Below are 19,620 nucleotides of genomic sequence, written 5' to 3' on the forward strand. Positions count from 1 at the left end.
CGGGAGGCGAATTATGTGATTACTGGTTTTTAATTACTTTAAAAATTTCTGTCTGCCCCTTGCGCTCTATTTTCAGCAGATACACCCCAGAGGCCACAACAGGATTTATCTTTATAAAATTTGTCCCGGCACTCAGTGTTCGTTTTTCAGCCGACAGCAACTGCCCCGTCAATGCAACCAACTTCACTACTATCTGTTCCTTTTCTGCCGCATTCAATTCTACCGTAATTTCATTATCAAACGGGTTTGGATATACTTTTATGCCGCCTGTTGCTTCGTCGATAATGACCGGCTGTGCCAAAGTACCCAGAACGTTATCACCCGCAAAAGGGAACGTTTTACTTGTTTTTTTCTTCGTTATACCGTCGCTTATATAGAAAGACAAGGTTTCCGGCTTATCGCCGTACACTGTTATAAAACTCAGTTCCTTACCGTTTACAAACTGTGTTTTTGCCTCCCCTTTCAGGATTCCATTCGCATCATAAGCAAACAGTTCTTTATAGCCTTCCGGCAATTGCACGATTGCATTCATGTTGTCCTGATACTGCTTAAACTGTTGCGGAATTGCTTCCTGAGCGATGTTTTTAGCCGTTTTCTTTTTAGCCGTATTCGCCAAATAGCCCGGATATTTGAAGGTCTGTGCCTTGCTTGATTTGATCATATAGCCTTTGCCTGCTTCCAGGTAATTCAGCGTTCCGTTCCAGCCTACCAGAGGATCGTAGATTGCAAACAAGTTTTGCGATTTAATCACATCACCGTCTGCTGCATCAAAGTACGCCAAGGCTTCGTTTACCGACTGATTGCCTGCCAGCGTATATGGAAGCCAGTTCCAGTTGTTCTGGATCGGAAAACTCCAATCTGCCACGTTTACGTAAGTACCTGTTATAATTAAAGGATTTTCCTGTGCCATATATACTTTATACATTTTGGTGCTGTTTACACCACCATTGGCACTGATTGTTCCTGACCAGCCACTGTTTGCCGGTCTTGAACCGTCTTTAAAATACGTCTCTAAAAGAGCAGGAGCATAACTCAGGATACGATCTGAGGTTTCTAATTTTAAATTCGCCGTCAGTTTATTCAGGTCTGAAAAATTAGCATCGTTTACGTTGAAAGAAACCCAGGTCCAGCCCTTGTTAAAGTTAATGTGCTGTTCTACCAAATCTGAATTTTCGAAAATAGCCGGCTGGCTTAACTTCCCAACTGTTTCGTTTTCTGCAAAAGCCACTGATAATTTTCCGTTCAGCGTTCCCTGCAGGATTTCGCCCTGCGACGAATCCCAGATCTTAAATTCGATTTCTTCTCCGAAAGCCGTATTGCTGTACACGGTTAAGAAAGCATAATATTCCTTATACGCTGCGTTATACACCAGGTTTACAGCCCCTCGTACCTGCCCGTTGTAAAATGCCCCAATTTTATCATAGGAATCTTCTGAAAAACGTCCATCCACTTTTATCCTTCCTACGATATTCATGCTGTATTTAAAATCACCCGGATTTACTGTCCAGCCCGGATCAGGCGCCAGCACCCTCAATTTAATCTGCATTTTTTCGTCGTACCCAAAGTCGGTCTGCAGGTACATGTTTTCCAGGTATTCCCCAGCCGTCAGTTCTTTGTCAATAGCTGCCGTAATAATGATTTTACTGTTTGGCGCTATTGTGCCCGATGTACTGCTTAACTTCAACCATTTTGGTATGTTTGTAATGGTATAAGGCTGTCCTTTGCCACCTTTGTTCAGCAAGGTAATTTCGAACGATTTTGCAGCAGCGGTATTTTTTACGATATCTACTACTTCATTATATCCTTCAGCAAACCAGCTTACTTCATTACGTTTCACGTATGCCGTCCAGGTCACCGGAGACTGCTGCATGTTGTTTGCACTATCGAACATTTTGTGTACCGTCACATCCACAATCTGCCCTTCCAGCGAAGCCCAGTCTGTTATCACCGGTTCCAGTATCATTTCATCCTTATTGATGATATGATTCACCATGAATTTCACCAATGCCCTTTCCGGCTTAATTGCAGGTACATCATCCGAATATTTTACCGCTCCATTGCTCAGCATTGCATTGTCTGCAATTACTGTCTGATTTACATCTGCATGGTAATATCTTGGTCCGTTTGCATTTGCCGGGTCCGGTGTGTTTAATCTGGAGTACAACAACAATCCGATGCTTTCCACATCTACTTCATTGTATCGGTCCCTGCTTATCTGCTCTTCGTTTCGCAAGGTATTCCATAACTGGAATTCGTCTATTTTACCTGTAAAAGGCCTGTCCACCGTTTCATTATTCGCCAAATCTACCGATCCGCGAGCCCCAAGCCAGATTTTACTTCCTGAGAAACCACCTATGGCTGCCATTTGATTTGATGAAACATTAGCTGCATCAACATACGTTTTTAAAGACCCCAGCCTGTTGAACAATAACGTTACGTTATGCCAGTTGCCGTCTGCCAGATTCTGGCTGGTCAGTTTGTACGAACGTCCTTCGCTTTCTAAGGTCAGGTTACCATCCGACTTCATGTTAATGGCCCATTTATTTGCCAGTCCGTTTGACTGTACAAGATCTGTTCCGTCCCCTTTTCCGTTTGAAAAGATGGTCGCTTCCTGAGACACCGCCGTTTTTATCCAGAATGATACCGTAGCATCCATTTCTTTGGTCAGCTGCACAAAATTGACATTCGTTAATGCCAGGTTCTGTCCATTTGCAAACTCATACGATGTTCCTTTTGGCTTGATATCCCAAGTGGCTTTTACGACTGCATGTTTGTAGCGTGCCTTGTCGTTTGCCAGCGTTCCGCGACCTTCGTCCATTGGCCAGTAACCGATCAGGCTTGCTTCGTTTCCGATCAGTTTCGTGTACATTTTAGCGTACGCTTCATCTAAACCAATGGTTTTGTTCCAGAGGCGCAGATCGTGCATGTTACCCACAAATGAATTCCCCCCGATTACCAGCGCATTGTTATTCGAAAACTGCATGTTTGCGGTTCCCGTATTGACCCCAATTTCTTTATCATCTTCGTAAATACGAACTTCGCCGGTACTGCTTTTGTGCGTAAAAGTATAATGATGGTACAAATTGTCCTTTGTTACCGGTCCGTTTACCGTTACAGTTCCGATATTAAAATAAATCTCGTCATTTTTCAGGTTGATGTTCAATCCTTCCTGCTGTGCTATTACAGCAGCCGAAGCAGCCGTAGTGCTGTTGTTCATCCAGAACTCAAATGTAAGATCACCCGATGTGATTTTCGGACTGTTTATGACCGCTGTACTCGAAGATCCATCAAAACGCAAAGATACATTATGATCTACCGGCAACTGGTTGGTCTGCCCTTTTATTTCGATCGTACTTACCGCCGAATTGTAGAAAACAGATTCATTAAAACTTACTTTCAGGTCTTCACCTGCACCCAAAATACCGTCAATAGGCAATGGCGTACCGAAACGCTGCGGTGCATGCAAATCCACCCTTCCGGTAATCACATCTGATATGTACTCCGTACCATTGGTACACGTACTTCTTGCCCTGATTTCATAATTTCCGTCCAACAGCTTCAGCGCTGCGATGTCGAAATTATATGCCATGGCTGCATTTGAACCGATATATGTAATCTGCGTTTCATTGTTCAATACAGCAGCGTCATAAAATGCCTGCGAGCCGTAATACGTCTGTAGACGAATCCAGTTCGGGCTTGTTGCCAGACGGTATTCCAAATCTATTTTTTTGAAACTGCTGAACTTTGTATTGTAGCCCGATACGTTAATCAGCAGCGGGTTTGTAGTCCCATCTGTATTGTACGCCGTTTCCATATTGTGCACCCAGTTGTTCAACGGAGCACTCACCGAAACCGGAGAACAGGACGGAACAAAATGTGCCGAAACCAAAACAGATGAACTTACATCCTCGCCATCACATAATGACTGCAATACGATACGGATGTCTTTGTATTCGTAAATATCTGAAATGGATTTCGCCAAAGTCAGCTTGTACGTAGTCGTTTTTCCGTAAGGCACAAATACTATTGTACCGTTCTGCTCAATGTTAATCAACGCGTTATTCGGGTTCGTTGTATTGTCCACTTTCAGCAAGTAATTCGCATCAGATCCCGACATACTGTTGTTTTCCAGTTTCAGTTCAAACTCCGCATTTTTTCCTTCTACGATATTGCTCATATCGTTATCCGTTACCGTCAATACCGGCACTTCTACCTTTTGCGTAGCGAATGTCAAAGGCTGACGCTTTGTCTCAACTAACGGATCAATTTTAATCTTAGCCGCCGCTTCATTATAATCCGTATGGTTATAGAAATTAGTAAGCTCAGCCCCTTCCTGAGGACAAGATGTCCTTCCGCCCTGCGTGATGAATACCGGACCGTTACCATCAAATGAATTCACCACATCTACACTCAAGAAGTTAGCCGGATCATTATCCTTTAAAGTATAACTTATATTCGTCGTATTTGTCGTTTCCTTCGCTAATGAAGAATTGATATCCTGCTGGAAGAATGCTTTTGTATTGAATTCAACCCCAACCTTGTTTACCGAAGTACCCAGTATTGCCGCTACCGACTCATCGATTACCAGGTTATAAGACGTCGAAGATGCCGAAACCACACTTGTTTCTACACTCTGGTTGTACTCTCCGACACCAGAATCAAATGAGATATTTTTTTCAAAATTCGCATCCAGTAAATTCTTAATGTCTTTTGATTCCTTTAGCTGGTTCGTTAATCTTGACTTCGCTGCCGGATCACTTGTACCGTTATAAGCCCCACTAACCTTATCGTTAAAGCCGTTTATCACATTTGCCAAATTCCCTTTGTATCCTGTACGGTCATTTTTAGCTGCATATTTGCTTTTTTCGTTGTCCAGAATCACTTTTCGCCATAATCTTATTTTCTCCGCGTACTCTTCCCTTTTTTGGATGTTTTCTGCTGAATTTGGATTTGGCCCGTTTAAATTCGTTGAAATAAACAACTCGTATTCCGGGATCAGATTGGTTAAAATGTGTTTCTGCGAATACATGAAAAAAGTTTCCGTTGGCTTGTCCACAAAACTCAGTGCTTTCTGTTTACTGATGTAAACCGGAGCAGCAGCCGTACCTAAATTCACATATTCATTTTGCGGCAATTGTAACGTAACCCCATTCACATATTTTTTAGGGATTGTTTTAGACACCTCTACATTATCATAAGAACCGTAAAATATATTTTTCGAGTTCCCTATGTATAAATCTCCGTCTGCACCTACATAATCCGTTGCATCACTGGTTGAGATTGCTTTATTGAACGTATAAGTACTCGTTACCGTATTTCCATCTTCGGAGGTATTATTAAGACCAATACCCGCGATAGCAGAATTTGTCGTTTCGATCGTCACTTTCGGAGTTGGAACCAATCCGCCCTGAAGTTCAAAATACACCCCAGCCCCAATAGTCACTTCTTCTGAAACACCTTCCTGGTGTGCAAAAGAGGCCTCTGACGTAAATGAGATGCTTTCTCCTTTTTCGATCGTAGCAAAACTGTTAGAACCCGGCGGATCCCTTAAAATAATAGCCGGAACATCCGGAGCCGCCGTTACAAACGTCTGGCTTCCATCTGCTTTTCCTCCTAAAATAATCCCGGTATCCTTATAATTTTCCACATCATAATCCACCTCGTTTATCCTGTATTTCAATGTACTTGTAATTTGGAAGGGAGGCGTGATTGAAGGCAGTCCAGCCTTAAAAGTATAGGTTAAATTACTACCGTTTACCGTCACGTTCTCCGAGTTTGCCAACGCCAGGTTATTGTTTTTAATCAGCTCCCCATCTGTTACCGGCACTGTTACCGAAACAGCAGGTGATACATCGTTATTAGTGTAACGCTCAAAACGGTTCAGCACAATTTTATACGAATGAAACTGTGTATAAACAGGATTTGCAAATCCGGCAGTTGACATATTTGTCCCATCTACATCAATCGATGCATCAGAAGTCTGCTGTGTCACCTCTAATGTTGGTGTAGAGCGATAGGTAAAACTCTTTTCATAGTGGTATGGTTTTCCTATTTCCTTTTTTTCAACTGTTCCGTCTGTATAAGTGAATTCAGGTGTTACCGGCACCGTTACTTTAGAAAAATCAAATACTTCTGTAGTACCCGTTTTTAATAAAGAAAGAGGCGGTGTAGAACTTGGGATTTTTAAATCTTCCGCTTTCAGATCGTATCGCAATGGCATTACCTCAACTCTATACTCTCCCGATGCGGCGTTTGTTAAAAAGTTAAACTTCGTATAAGGCGTAACATTTGCTCCCACAGGTGCATATCCTAAAGTAAAGCTGGCCTTACCAATATTGTTTTTAGCACTTACCTCAACAGTTGTCGTGTTTCCATTAGCATCTTTAACCGTTTTAGTCACCAGACCTTTGTCTCCAAAGCCTGTCACTTTAGCAGCTTCTACAGGGCCACCCACAACTTTACCTGCTACTACCACTCTTGTATTATCAACAAACACCACCGGCTCATTTGAATCTTCAAAAAACTCTTTAAAGTCATTTGCCGGGAAACGTCCGTTATACGTAAAGACATGGCCTTCTTTTTTTACTGTAATATAATGGTTTCCTATAGGCACACTGATGTCAAAGAACCCTTTATCATCTGTTAGAACCGGCACGTTATTTTTGTCCAATACAATAATTCCGTCTATATACACATTAGCGCCTTGCGTAAAAATGGCTGCATATCTGTCTAAAAAATCATCTGATTTATCTGCAGGAGTACCTGCATCATTCATCCAGTACTGCCCTTTTGCGTATTTTTCGCCTGTAGAAAGTTCATAGTAATTGTAGCCTTCGTCCAGAATGCCGGGACCACTGATCCATGATGTACCCACATTAGAAGCCGTCTTCGTATCAACATCAACGAATGAAGGGAAAACCCCTCTCGTATCATACTGCACCACCCCTTTGAAACTGAAAGAAGATTTGTCTATGAAATTTACCTTATTGACTACCTCAGCACCCTGTCCTAAAAACACCAATTGCTGTGCCGATTCGAACTTGTGGTTTCCGTACATAGGCGTTATGGTAAAAGATTCCCCTGTACCAGAATATGGTATGGCCGTAATTTCGTAATTACCATTTTTATCCGTAACCCCCAAAATACCCAACTGATCTGCGGTAGGGAAATTTACTGCCCCCTTTGCCCAGGAAACATTTTCGAAGCTACCGTGGTTTTTATTGTAATTAAATCCGTTTCTGGACAAATCGTAAGCATAAAGCCCTACTTTTTCATTTGCTCTCAGATAGGCTATCAAACGTGGATCGTTACCGCTAATATAACGGGCGTAATCTGTCCTGATTGCTGTTGATTCCAGTTCTGCTTTCCAAATTCGGATTTCATCGATATAAGCATCGTTTCCTCCCCCTACATTCACTTTTGTCCAATCTGTTGGATTTCCGCCAGAAGACTTCAGTGAGTTTGCCTGAGCAGGAACCGTCACATTAAAATAAGGTGCTGTATAATTTGCATCGACCCCAATTAATTTACTGTTTACAGTTTCTTTATAAGCAGTTGTTACCGGCCTACCATTGATGAACAGCAATGGAGCCTTGCCATCATTTATTACTACAGAGAAATGTACAAAACTGTTGTTAAATTCGCTGACAGGAACCAGAAGATCATCACCCCTTGAATTTAATTTTCCTGACGGGAAGTAATTTTGTATTTCGAATACGCTGTTCCCTACTGCTACCGACAGTTTTTTTGACGCCGCCAGTAAATTGGCCGTTACATCCAGATTCGTACCCTCCAGGTTTACCAGCCTAACCAATCTGATTGGTGTGCCACTGTCGTTTGTAAACTGGTTTTTAGGTTTTACCCAAGCCTGATACGTTACCGCATTTGTAATTGGCGTTTTAGAATTATCAATCTTAACGCTTCCGGCAGCCGCAATATCCAGTGAGCTGCCCGGGTTTACGCTGTTACCGGCAGTACTTGCCATGACAATAACATCCTTAACCGGATTACCCCCTTCATAACTTATATTACCGGTAACAATTGCTGTTGGATTTCTGTATCCATAGCCTGTAATATGAGTCGTGTACAGACTTTCCATTTTGCTTACACCTTCTGCGACTACCTTATACTGAAACAGTACGCCTCCTTCTGCATATTTATCTTCGTACTGGGTTACACTTGGTGCCACACTGCCTACAAAAACATATTTGCTATCCGGTTCGCTGTATTCTTTTTTGTAAATTTTGATACTGCTGATGAGCTCAAAATTGCTTCTCAAATCCCAGGTGATCAAAATTTTATCTCCGAAATACCCTTTAGAAACATCAAAAGATTCTTCTGCAAAAGTATTGTACAGGTATAATGTTGACCATGGGAACCTTACATCTACAGGCTGTATTGTTCGGGTTGCGCTATTTTTATTCTGCCCTAAAAAAGGAAGTCCTACCTGTATGGTGAATCCATTGCTCTGAACCGCCTGTGATGAGTTTACCACTCTGGCACCCTGACCCACCTGCGCCCATAAGCCCGTAACCATCAGCCCGAAGACTAACGTTATAATTAATTTTTTCATCATTATTAGGATGCTTACAGTTTAATGATATAGTTTACACCATAATTGACTGGTCGGGTTTCAGTACCACCCGTTGCAGCTGTTGAGCCGGAGATGGTGTGGGTATGGTTCCCTGCTGCAGCAATTACATCAGTTTGTGTACCACCAATTCTTGTAAATTCAGCGTGGCTGCCCCCGCTACCCGAGTCATCCCCTTCTGTTCCGAAGTTCCAGTTATGTGTGTGGCTACCATTTGTGCTATTCACAAGATTCCCTGACCCGTGGCTGTGTGATTCCAAATCATCATTCTGAGTCCCTTTTAAAGCCGGACCTGCCTGAGAATTCACCGGACTGGTTCCTGTTCCCCTCAAAAACATACCCTGCAGGTTTGGAGCGGTATTTGAGCCCAACAAGGCAATTAAATCTGCAGCACCAGGAACAGATACTAAACTTTGTCCGTTACAGATTACCCATCCCTGAGGCGCTGTTGTACCAATAAAAGGCATTATTGATCCCGTAGGCACTCCATTGCTGGCAGAAATTGCATACGGAACATGACGTAATTTTTCATCTGAGATCAGTACCTGACCGTTTTTTATTCTTAAATATGCTACATTGTTAGCAAATTTGCTGTTATTAGCAGCAGTCGGATCAATTACATAAGAGAAAATACCAAAAGTATCGGTCATTAAATTTTCATCTTTTTCATAAATTTTCTGCTCAATGCTTGAAGCATCCAGATAATATAAAGTAAAAGTTAGGTTGATATTTTTGCTTGCAATAGCTGTGTTATTAGCATCGCGGGCAATACCCTGTACTGCAATGCCGGCCTGGGTCGCTGAAACCTGAGCATAATTTGATGCTACAGCGCATAACATTAAAGATAATAGAAAAAGTAATTTTGACTTCATAGTTAAGGATTTGTTAGGTTTTGTTTATGTTAAATTATTAATCTTATTCTCAAATTTTTTGCAAATAAAATATTTATTTTTCAATTGAAATAATCATTTCTATATAATAAACAGTTAAAAAAAATGATTATCAGGTCAACTCCTGAAAATAAAGGAAAGAGGCTTTTTAGGGTATTTTTGTTTCTGTGGGAAATTATTTATTTTGATAAATTTTCATGATAAAAGTTATCAACTCCTAATAGCTTTGTGAATGGTTATATTCTTATTGCAGGTGGATGAAGCAGGAAGAGCCACACGAAAGGATTCGTAGCGGCAGCGGGGCAAAGTCAGAGACATCAACGCAGCTTTTCATAAGGAAAATTTCGGACAGCTGATAATAAAAGCCATACAATTCCATCGCTTTTTGTGAATAGATTTATACGTTTACCTCGCCGGTAAATTTAGCAGGAAGCTGTACTACCTTATTTTAAAAAAAAGTGTTATATCTATTGCAAATTTTATCATTTTAAAATTCATACAGTTTCTATTTTGTTTTTTTGAAGTAATTATTTCGAATTTAACATTTAATATCGATTAAAAATATCATTTTATCGATTAAGTACACATGTAAGCATATTTATATTAAAAATCAAAACAGGTATTGTGGCATAATAATTTTTGGTATTCTTTTGCATTTTATTAACATCTGATTTAAATGAGAAAGATTTTAACCTTTTTAATGTTTGTAACGTTCTTTTTATCTGCCGCACAAGATAAACTAACGTTTTCATATGATCCGCTGACCGGAAATCAAATCGTCAGAGCACTTTGCTTAAACTGTCAAACCCAAAAACCTGCCAAAGATGCTGCAAATGAAGCCATCACCAACGAAGATTTACTTCAATTTTCGTCTGAAGATGTGATTTCTTATTATCCTAACCCGGTAAAAGAAGAGTTGTACCTCAAGTGGGAACTTACTAATGACAATTCTGTCAGCTCGATACAGATAACAGGGATAACCGGTCAGGTATTAGCCACATACCGCAATACCGCTACTGTCGATTCTTTTAATATTCCTTTTCAAAGTTACTCAGGCGGGGTTTATATTGTTTCACTGACGTACCGAAACGGAGCGCCTAAAACAATAAAAATTATAAAAAAATAACAGCATAAAGCAATTTTACTTTTCGATATTATTTCTAAGTTTTTCACTTTTTATTTCTGCCCAGACCAACCCAACAGGTACATCTGCCGAAACCGGTGTTACAACGGGAGATCTGGCTGTTACCTTATCTGGTGGTGCATCTTATACTATACCTATTGCAGTACCTCCGGGAATTAACGGAGTTGTACCACAAATTACTCTGTCTTACAATAGCCAGAGCGGTCCCGGGCTTGCAGGTTATGGATGGAATGTTTCCGGAGTTTCTAAGATTACCCGTATTCCTAAAACTAAATTTCATGATGAAAAAATAAAGTCAGTAGATCTTTTAGATGACCGTTTTGCTTTAGATGGTGAACGATTGGTTGTAAAAAAAGGAACTGGTGGAATTTATGGGGCAAATGGTACGCAATATGAAACTGAAAACTTCTCTAATGTCAAAATAACTTCATATACAAATCCAAGCTATCCCTATTCGGGACCAGTTTATTTTTTGGTAGAATATCCAGACGGATCAAAAGCTTATTATGGATATCAAAATGGCGAAGGTACATCTTTGGAATGGGGAATTACTTATTGGGAAAATGCACAAGGTGTTAATATTAAATATGAGTACACTCAGTCTGGCTTTAACGGTTGGAAAAACATAACCTCAATTAAGTACGGTACACGTGGATCTTCAACACCTATTAATGAAATTAAATTTACTTATGAACCAAGATCCCGTAAAGAAAGTTCCTATATAGGAGGAGCCAAATACGATCAGGAGTACCGATTAAAGGAAATTCAATCCATAAGTAACAATATAGGATTTCGAAATTATTTGCTTGAATACACTCAAACTACACAAAATTATGACCAATTAAGTAAGGTTACAGAAAAAAATGGTAATAAATCAAAAAGTTATAATCCAACTGTTTTTCAATACAATACTACTGAAAGTACTCTCAATTATATTCCTAATCCAAATACTATAGACGTTAACAATGTTTCTTCGATAAATGCTTCTACAGTATCGGGTGATTTTGACGGCGACGGTGCTATGGATTTTATTTTATATCCTACTACAGGATCTGATGCTAAAAAAAAATACTGGCTTTTTACCGGTATTAGCCCTAATACTGGTGCCCAAACCTATCCAAACTTTGGACAGCAAATACCAGAGGAATACGGTTTTGATGAAATTTTTCCGGTTTCTTTTTTAACGCAAAATAACAAATACTGGTACAGTAAGGGCTGGACGGTTGTAAAGAAACTGGTAATGGCAACAACTTTTGATACCTATGCCACTGACGGTTCCACACTTATTTATCCACAAGGTTCTAAGTCATATGTTTTTCCTACATTTTCACATCCATTTACTGATTGCAACGGTACCAGTACAATGACAGAAGATATTCCTAAACTTTATATGAACGGTGATTTTAATGGAGATGGAATAACTGATGTTGTCATCATAGAAAAGACGTTTACTTATTATACAAGAAATTGTATTGTTGGTCCCAAAACAACAGGTACGTATAATGGCGGTAAATCGTATTTTGTCAATTTAGACAGAAGACTCGTTTCAAATTATGCAAATGAATCAGGCACACTACCCATTACTGCACAAAGTCAATGCTATGTAGCGGATTATAATGGGGATGGAAAATCGGATATTTTCGTATTTGATACCGGAGTCTTGAAAGTTTATACCCTAAATGAAAATAATACTCTGGTTAAAATATCCGAAACCATTAATTCAGCTATCAGACTGGACGTAAAAATTGTAATAGGAGATTTTAATGGAGACGGAAAATCTGATTTTATCATACCAAGCCCCGGTACTGCTAACTTGTGGTACAGGTTTCCATCAAAAGGGAATGGATATACTATAGAAAACTTACCTAATTATGCACCCTTTACCGCTAATGATTCACGTAACAGTTATAATTATTTTGCAACTGATTATGATAATGATGGAAAAAGTGATTTAACAATAGTAAAAAACACAAGAAAAACTTTTCCCCTTGCCGGAACTATTCAGGTCAGCACCTATACGGAAACGGCACCTAATACCTACATTACTAAAACTGCAATTAGTTCTGAACAATTTAATATTGACATCTATGCATTACCTGTATATTTACCATCCAATGACCAACATCTTCCACGTTTTGAAATTGCATTTATCAACAAAAATAAATTACATTTTTTCAGTTCCCCAAAAGATACTTCCAAAGAATTGCTAACCCGAATTACAGCCGGAAATGGCGTACAGGAGTTTATCACGTATCAGCCCTTAGACGAGATGTATGAAAATGATTATTATTCCATCTATAAGTCAAGTCTTGGAACAGAAACCTATCCATACAGCGACATCGTGTCGTCTCCCAATTTTCAGATTGTTACACAGTTAGAAAAAAAGAGCGGCAGTGTTTCCAAAAAGAAATTATATGGCTATTATGGAGCAGTAAGCCATTTAGAAGGCCTTGGTTTTATGGGATTCAAATCTATGATGGAAACCAACTGGCATGACAGCAGCAACATCATCATGAGTTCTGTAACCAACAGAGACTTAAAATTAAGAGGCGCAGTAACCGATAGTTATGTGCTGCCTTACCTGACATATCCTTATGCTGGTTTTTCACCTTCAAACTTTACTTCTAAAACTACTTTGTCTTACACACCGTCAACCGCAGAGGTCGCTTTGCAGGAAAATAAAGTCTTTAAACTACAAAACACAGACAGCGTACAATATAATGGTTTAGATAATACTAGTGTTACTACCACCAATACTTTTGATACTGAAAATAATATCAAAAGCATCGAGACTGTGACTCAGGGATCTGGTGACACGCACACTGCCCTTACCACAATAGATTATCAGGATCCTATTATAAGTCCGATTTACATCTTAGGAAGACCTTCTCAAAAAACCCAAAGTGTGAGCCTTAGCGGTGCCCCTACTATGAGCAGTAAGGAAGTTTATACCTACAATTCCAATCAGTTACTTTCGGACATTGATAAGAGCGGAACAGGAACAGCTACCATAAAGGAACATAATGATTATGATTCATTTGGAAATATTACCAAAAAGACCATTACAGCACCACTTCCTTTACAGCCAAGGAGTACGATGTATGAATATGATCCATCCGGGCGCTTTGTAACCAAAATAACGGACAATGATTTATTGTTTTCTACTTTTGAATATGACATCAATGGGTTACTAGAAAAAGAGACGGATACCAACGGATTTTCCACCTCTTACACCTATGACTCCTGGTCTAAGCCTTTAACCGCAAAAGACGATCAGTTAAATTTGACAACCACGACAACTTATACGCAATTATTTCATCCTCAAATCAGATCACAAACTACAATTACAACAAATGCACCTGATGGCAGTGCTTCTGTGCAAATATTGGATGATTTGGGACGTAAAATAAAATCGGGAGTAAAAGACATCAATGGTGCTTTTTCATACGTATCCTATTTATATGACATTTATGACCGTGTTTACAAAACAAGTGAGCCTTATTTTGGATCGGCTCCTACACAATGGAACGAAACCAAGTTTGATATCTACGGCAGACCAACAGAAACAAAACAGTTTAATGGCAGAACAACAACAGTCAGTTATCCACTAGGCCTTGTCTCTACTATTACTGATGGCTTAAAAACCAAAACCATTACTAAAAATGCCGTTGGGAATGTAGTTTCTACTAACGAAACACTGGGCGGGACAATTAATTATTCCTACTTTGCCAACGGGAATTTAAAACAAACCCGTTACAACGATATAAGTATCGATATGGAGCAAAATGGCTGGGGTCAAAAAACTGCCCTTATTGATCCTTCTGCCGGTACTTTTAGATATAAACACAATGACTTTGGAGAACTAGAAGAAGAAACTTCACAAAATGGCAATGTAAAAACCACTATTGTCCGTGATGGAAGCGGAAGAATTACTAAAAAAACAACGACAGGACCGGGTACCAACAGCGAAACTACTTATACATATGATGGTGCAAAATTACCGTTGACCATAAGTTACAAAGATTTAAATGAACCATCCGGAGCAAATGATATTTCAACTTCTATCATTTACGATCCTACATTTAAACGTCCAACTTCTATTACAGAACAAAAAACCGGAGCTTACAAATTTATCAAATCTTTTGATTATGACGCTTTGGGAAGGGTTATTACAGAAACCAAAACTGCCGAGGCCGGCGGGAAAAGCAGTACTGTCGTAACTAAAAATGTATATAAAAACGGTGCTTTGCATCAGATTCTTGATGTAAACAACAAAGTATTATGGCAGGTCAATACCGTTAGTGCTAAGGGGCAGCTACTCGAGAGCATCACAGGAAATGGCATCAAAATGACCAATACCTATGATACAGACGGTTATTTATCTAAAATACAACATGATAAAACTACACAGCCAACAGACAATATCATCACGCTTACCACTAAATTTGATAAAAATACAGACAATCTGGACCAACGTATTAATAGTGCTTTTGGTAATTATACAGAGGATTTTGACTATGATGAGCTTGGAAGATTAAAAGAATTCACTAATAAATACAGTGTTCAGGAAACCCAAACTTATGACGCTTCGGGAAAAATAACGAGCAATAATCTGGGCACTTACGATTATGATCCGAACAAAAAATACCAGAATACAGCCATCACTTTAAACCCTGAAGCTACCGGTTATTATGCCAACAGAGAAGGAATTTATAATGACAGTATGGAAAGCCGAACCGGATGGGGAACTGAAAAACATCCAAATAACAACTTTTTTAGTTATGACGATACCAAAGTGCCGCATGGCAAAGGAAAAAACACTTTAAAGTTATCCAACACGACTACTACCGAACAGTATGTTTTTTCAGACAAATGGATTGCAATTGATAATGCAGTCCCAACAGCGTATACTTATTCGGCATGGGTGTATAGTGACGGTCCCGAGACACAGCTGTTTTTGTTTATGGAGGACGGGCTCAACGGTATTACACATGATAACGTAGTCAGCAATGTTACTGGTGCATGGACCCAAATAACCAAAACTTTTCTGGTACCCGCCTCTGTAAAAAGAATACGATTGCGTTTGGACAATAATGCACAAGGCAACATCTGGTTTGATGACGTGCAAATCCGTAAAACCAGCAATGCCCCTACAACTGAACGCAAATTGAATATTACTTATAACGCCTTTAAAAGCCCAATACAAATTGAGGAAACCGGTGTCGAGAAAATCAGTTTTACTTACAATACCGATGAACAACGCAGTACGATGTATTATGGCAGTTTAGAAGACAAAGAATTAAGACCTTTACGCAAACATTATGCTGCTGATGGCAGTATGGAGATCAAACAAAATATAACTACCGGTGCCATAGAATTTGTAACTTATATTGCCGGTGACGGATACAGCGCTCCTATTGCCGTAAAGAGCGATGGTATAAACCCTGCAAATTATTTATATTTACACCGCGATTATCAGGGCACCATTTTGGCCATAACCAATGATGCCGGTGCGGTTGTCGAAAAAAGATTATTTGATGCCTGGGGCGACCTTATAAAAGTACAGGACGGAGCGGGTAATACCCTTAACGGATTAACTGTTCTGGATAGAGGTTATACAGGTCATGAGCATCTGCAAAGTGTTGGGCTTATCAATATGAATGCCAGACTGTATGATCCTTTATTACACCGGTTTTTACAGGTTGATAATTATATACAGGATCCTACTAATACGCAGAATTATAATCAGTATGGGTATGTATTAAATAATCCGTTGTTGTACAGTGATCCTAGTGGAAATTTTTCAAATTGTGATATTTGTCCAAATAATAATATTAAAAGCAATGAGACTAATCAGAATAATGGACCAAGTGATACCCAACAAGGTATTATGGGAGGTATTTTTTCTACGCTCGTAAATAATTGGGATAGTTGGGGAATCAAAGACTGGGCGAATAAAAATATAAGCTTTAGAAAATGGGGAGTCAGTGACTGGACCAAGAAAAATTTAAATTTAAATAACTGGGGAAAAAGTATTTCTAAATGGTTTGGTGGCGGAGACGGACCACCTCCTAATTTGAGCAGTTATGTGAATTTGAATAATAATAATAATTTTGATTTTAAAGCAGCAAATAATATAGGTAGTAATGAACCCTTAATAACGCAATATAGTCAAAATCCGAAACCTGTTTTCGAATATGATACAACTGGAGGTGTCTTAACAACAATTGGTACTACATTGTCATGGGCTGAAAATAAAATGTTTAATAATCAAACTTGGTACAGCATTAAACAAATGAAAACATACAGCCAAAATTTTAATGGAAATGGTTATACAGGAGGAAAAATAGCATCAGGTTTAAGGATTGCTAATAGATTTAAGTGGGCAGGAAGAGCTTTAGGCGCATACAGTGGCTTGTCTATTTACAATGATTATCAAGATAATAAAATTAATGGTTTTACTTTTGCTACAGAACAAAGCTCAAATATTTATAGTACTTTCGGTGGACTTTATGGAGCTGCTTGGGGAGTTGGATGGGAAGGAGGAAGGTTTATAAGCAAAATGAATTTTTACCAAGATTGGAAACAAAGGATATGGTTACCATACAGGAAAGAAAAATTCGGATATTAATATCAAATATTTATATGAAAGTTATATATTATTACAGTTTTTTATTTTACACAAAATTTGTGAAGGACGATACTCCTCATTCAACAACTATTTGGGCAATAGGCATTGCTGAAGGTTTTTTTGCAAGTGCAATTTTTAATTTATTAATAATTCATTTTTTTTGTTATAATACGGGAAAATGGCCCATGATTGGAATTACTTTGATTTTTCTACTAATGAACTATATTTATTTTTCTAAATCAAACAGATCGAAAATTATAAAAGAAAAACCCGTTTTTTTTGGCAGTCATAAAATCTCAATCCTACTAACAGCTGTTTTTTATATAATTTTATTATCTTCCTTATTTTTGGGACCAATTTATGGAAAGTATCTTTTAAACAATTGTTGAAAGTAACTGCTTATGTTGGTTTATTTTACATATTCTTACTATCGAAGTTACAATACTAAAATATTTCGGGACTAAATTCCCCCCGCTGGCGCGAGCATCATGCTCGTGAACGCAAAGTATATCTTTTACAGTAACTCAAAACTACCCAACTCTTAAAAGAGAAGTATTTCTTACATTAGCTCAAAAAAATAAATGAGCAGAAAATACAAGTTTGGAGAAAAGACCGGAGCATACTTTATAAGTTTTGCTACAGTTTACTGGATAGATGTATTTACAAGGGATGAGTATTTTGGAAATATTATTGAATCATTAGACTATTGCAGTAAACATAAATCAATGGAAATTTATGGCTATTGTATCATGCCTAGCCATATTCATTTAATTTTTAGATCAGCAAGCGGAGATCCTTCAGGATTAATAAGAGACTTTAAAGGATTTACATCCAGAAAAATGCTCAAAGCAATCGAAGAAAATCCACAAGAAAGCAGAAAAGAATGGATGCTTTGGATGTTTGAAAGAGCCGGAAAGAAAAACAGCAACGTTAAATTCAGGCAATTTTGGCAGCAAAACAATAAACCCATTGAAATCTGGTCTCTAAAAGTTTTTGAGCAAAAATTAAATTACATCCATAATAATCCGGTCGAAACTGGCTTTGTAACGAATCCTATAGACTGGAAATACAGTTCTGCCAGAAATTATGGCAACAATGACCAAACTGTTTTAGAAATTGATATTAATTAATTGATTGTGCGTAAGTGCACGAGCGGGACGCTCGCGCTAGCGGGGGGTTATATGGCATAGATTTTTTAATCCAGTAAAAAAAAGATAATGATAATTGATTTCAGTTTTCAAAGTAGTTATAGTATAGAAGTTTTAGAAAAACTTGGGACAGAGGATAGATATTACTATCCGAATGGAACATCAAATGGAGGAAAAGACGGATTGATTGTAAAAGTTACTCCTTCAAAGGGTAAAGCATGGATTGGGGTCTTTGCTTTTGGTGAAATAAGCCATAATGGTTTACATGGAGTTTATACTACCCCCAATCTTGATAAATTTTGTGTAATATCAAGAGGAGCAGGTTATATTATTTCATCTTTAAATCCAAATGATTGTGAGGAAGTGCAATCTATACCTATTATAGATGTTCGCTCTATGAAGTTTCAAAGCATTATAGTTTTCGCTGATTTTACTGATCTGATAGCCTATGATGAAAATGGAATTAAATGGCATACTGAACGCATTGCTAATGATGGCTTTAAAATAACAGAGGTAACAGATAGGTATTTGAGAGGTCAATTTTGGAATATCCGTAATGAAGCTAATGAAACATTTGAAGTAGATCTTTCATCTGGTTATCAAGTCGGAGGAATCAAAGAAATATGAAATGCCTCCCACGATTAATATGATTTAAGCAAATAAAAACTATAAAAATTTAACCTCCGCTCACCGAAGAGTTTCTTATGAAAAAGCTGCGCAAATGTCTCTAGAATGCACCCAAAAGTTTAGACGAATTTATTAATTAAATTTGATAATAATGAGCCCGATATTGTATCGGGCTCATTCCTTTTAGATTTAGTTTTATTCTGTCGTTATATAACCGATTATATCCCACTTCTTTCCGTTACCTTTAAATTTGATAATAAAACCGTTTTATCTTATAAATGATTTTGCTTCTGCTCTTCATATTTTTGAATTACCAGAATTTCTCAATTTAATTACCTGAAATCATCTTAACATATTTCAGGCTATATAGAAGTCAAATTAAAAGATAAAATTATGAACACAACTTTTAAAAAAAATCAGGAAGTACGGCAGGAATTTGGCGGGCCTGTAATGAAAGTAATTGGTTTTGAACCTGAACTAATTGAAAATGTTATTACCCAATGGGAAGATGAAGAAGGCACTATCATTACCGGAAAATTTATGGATTCTGTGCTTGTACCGGCAGATGAATAACCGGAATTTACTTCCGG

Annotated in this window: 7 protein-coding genes and 1 pseudogene; 6 read left to right on the forward strand and 2 right to left on the reverse strand. The window is 38.4% G+C overall.

The window, feature by feature from the left end; all coding sequences use genetic code 11:
* Positions 1-19: 19 nt before the first annotated feature.
* Positions 20-8,572, reverse strand: a complete 8,553-nt coding sequence (locus GXM17_RS16220; RefSeq protein ID WP_163400455.1) for a LamG-like jellyroll fold domain-containing protein — start codon at positions 8,570-8,572, stop codon at positions 20-22.
* A gap of 14 nt (positions 8,573-8,586) precedes the next feature.
* Positions 8,587-9,462: a tail fiber protein gene (locus tag GXM17_RS16225; RefSeq protein WP_163400396.1), complete on the reverse strand. Its 876-nt coding sequence runs from the start codon at positions 9,460-9,462 to the stop codon at positions 8,587-8,589.
* Positions 9,463-10,156: 694 nt separating this feature from the next.
* On the opposite strand from GXM17_RS16225, the gene GXM17_RS16230 reads away from it, so the two are divergent.
* The 6 genes and pseudogenes from GXM17_RS16230 to GXM17_RS16250 all read left to right on the forward strand — a co-directional run bounded on the left by GXM17_RS16230 (position 10,157) and on the right by GXM17_RS16250 (position 19,603).
* Positions 10,157-10,606, forward strand: a complete 450-nt coding sequence (locus tag GXM17_RS16230; RefSeq protein ID WP_163400398.1) for a T9SS type A sorting domain-containing protein — start codon at positions 10,157-10,159, stop codon at positions 10,604-10,606.
* A 112-nt stretch (positions 10,607-10,718) separates the two neighbouring features.
* A pseudogene (locus GXM17_RS22010) lies at positions 10,719-10,958 on the forward strand (SpvB/TcaC N-terminal domain-containing protein); the annotation flags it as partial.
* Positions 10,959-10,964: 6 nt separating this feature from the next.
* The gene (locus GXM17_RS16235; protein ID WP_163400400.1) at positions 10,965-17,255 is read left to right on the forward strand and encodes an FG-GAP-like repeat-containing protein; all 6,291 of its coding nucleotides are present in this window, start codon (positions 10,965-10,967) and stop codon (positions 17,253-17,255) included.
* 581 nt (positions 17,256-17,836) lie between these two features.
* Entirely contained in the window at positions 17,837-18,385 is a 549-nt protein-coding gene (locus GXM17_RS16240; protein ID WP_163400402.1) for an REP-associated tyrosine transposase, read from the forward strand.
* Between the two features lie 87 nt (positions 18,386-18,472).
* Positions 18,473-19,030 carry a hypothetical protein gene (locus tag GXM17_RS16245; protein ID WP_163400404.1) on the forward strand — a complete coding sequence of 186 codons (558 nt, stop codon included), beginning with the start codon at positions 18,473-18,475 and terminating at the stop codon, positions 19,028-19,030.
* A 393-nt stretch (positions 19,031-19,423) separates the two neighbouring features.
* A complete protein-coding gene (locus tag GXM17_RS16250; protein ID WP_163400406.1) occupies positions 19,424-19,603 on the forward strand; it encodes a hypothetical protein in 180 nt (59 codons plus the stop codon).
* The last annotated feature ends 17 nt before the right edge of the window (positions 19,604-19,620 follow it).

Source organism: Flavobacterium fluviatile (genome assembly GCF_010645065.1).
Classification (GTDB): Bacteria; Bacteroidota; Bacteroidia; order Flavobacteriales; family Flavobacteriaceae; genus Flavobacterium; species Flavobacterium fluviatile.

Excerpts from the sequence above, each read along its gene's own strand:
- GXM17_RS16220 (WP_163400455.1), bottom strand. The coding sequence starts at position 8,572 with ATGAAAAAATTAATTATAACGTTAGTCTTCGGGCTGATGGTTACGGGC.
- GXM17_RS16225 (WP_163400396.1), bottom strand. The coding sequence starts at position 9,462 with ATGAAGTCAAAATTACTTTTTCTATTATCTTTAATGTTATGCGCTGTA.
- GXM17_RS16230 (WP_163400398.1), top strand. The coding sequence starts at position 10,157 with ATGAGAAAGATTTTAACCTTTTTAATGTTTGTAACGTTCTTTTTATCT.
- GXM17_RS16240 (WP_163400402.1), top strand. The coding sequence starts at position 17,837 with ATGAGCAGAAAATACAAGTTTGGAGAAAAGACCGGAGCATACTTTATA.
- GXM17_RS16245 (WP_163400404.1), top strand. The coding sequence starts at position 18,473 with ATGATAATTGATTTCAGTTTTCAAAGTAGTTATAGTATAGAAGTTTTA.
- GXM17_RS16250 (WP_163400406.1), top strand. The coding sequence starts at position 19,424 with ATGAACACAACTTTTAAAAAAAATCAGGAAGTACGGCAGGAATTTGGC.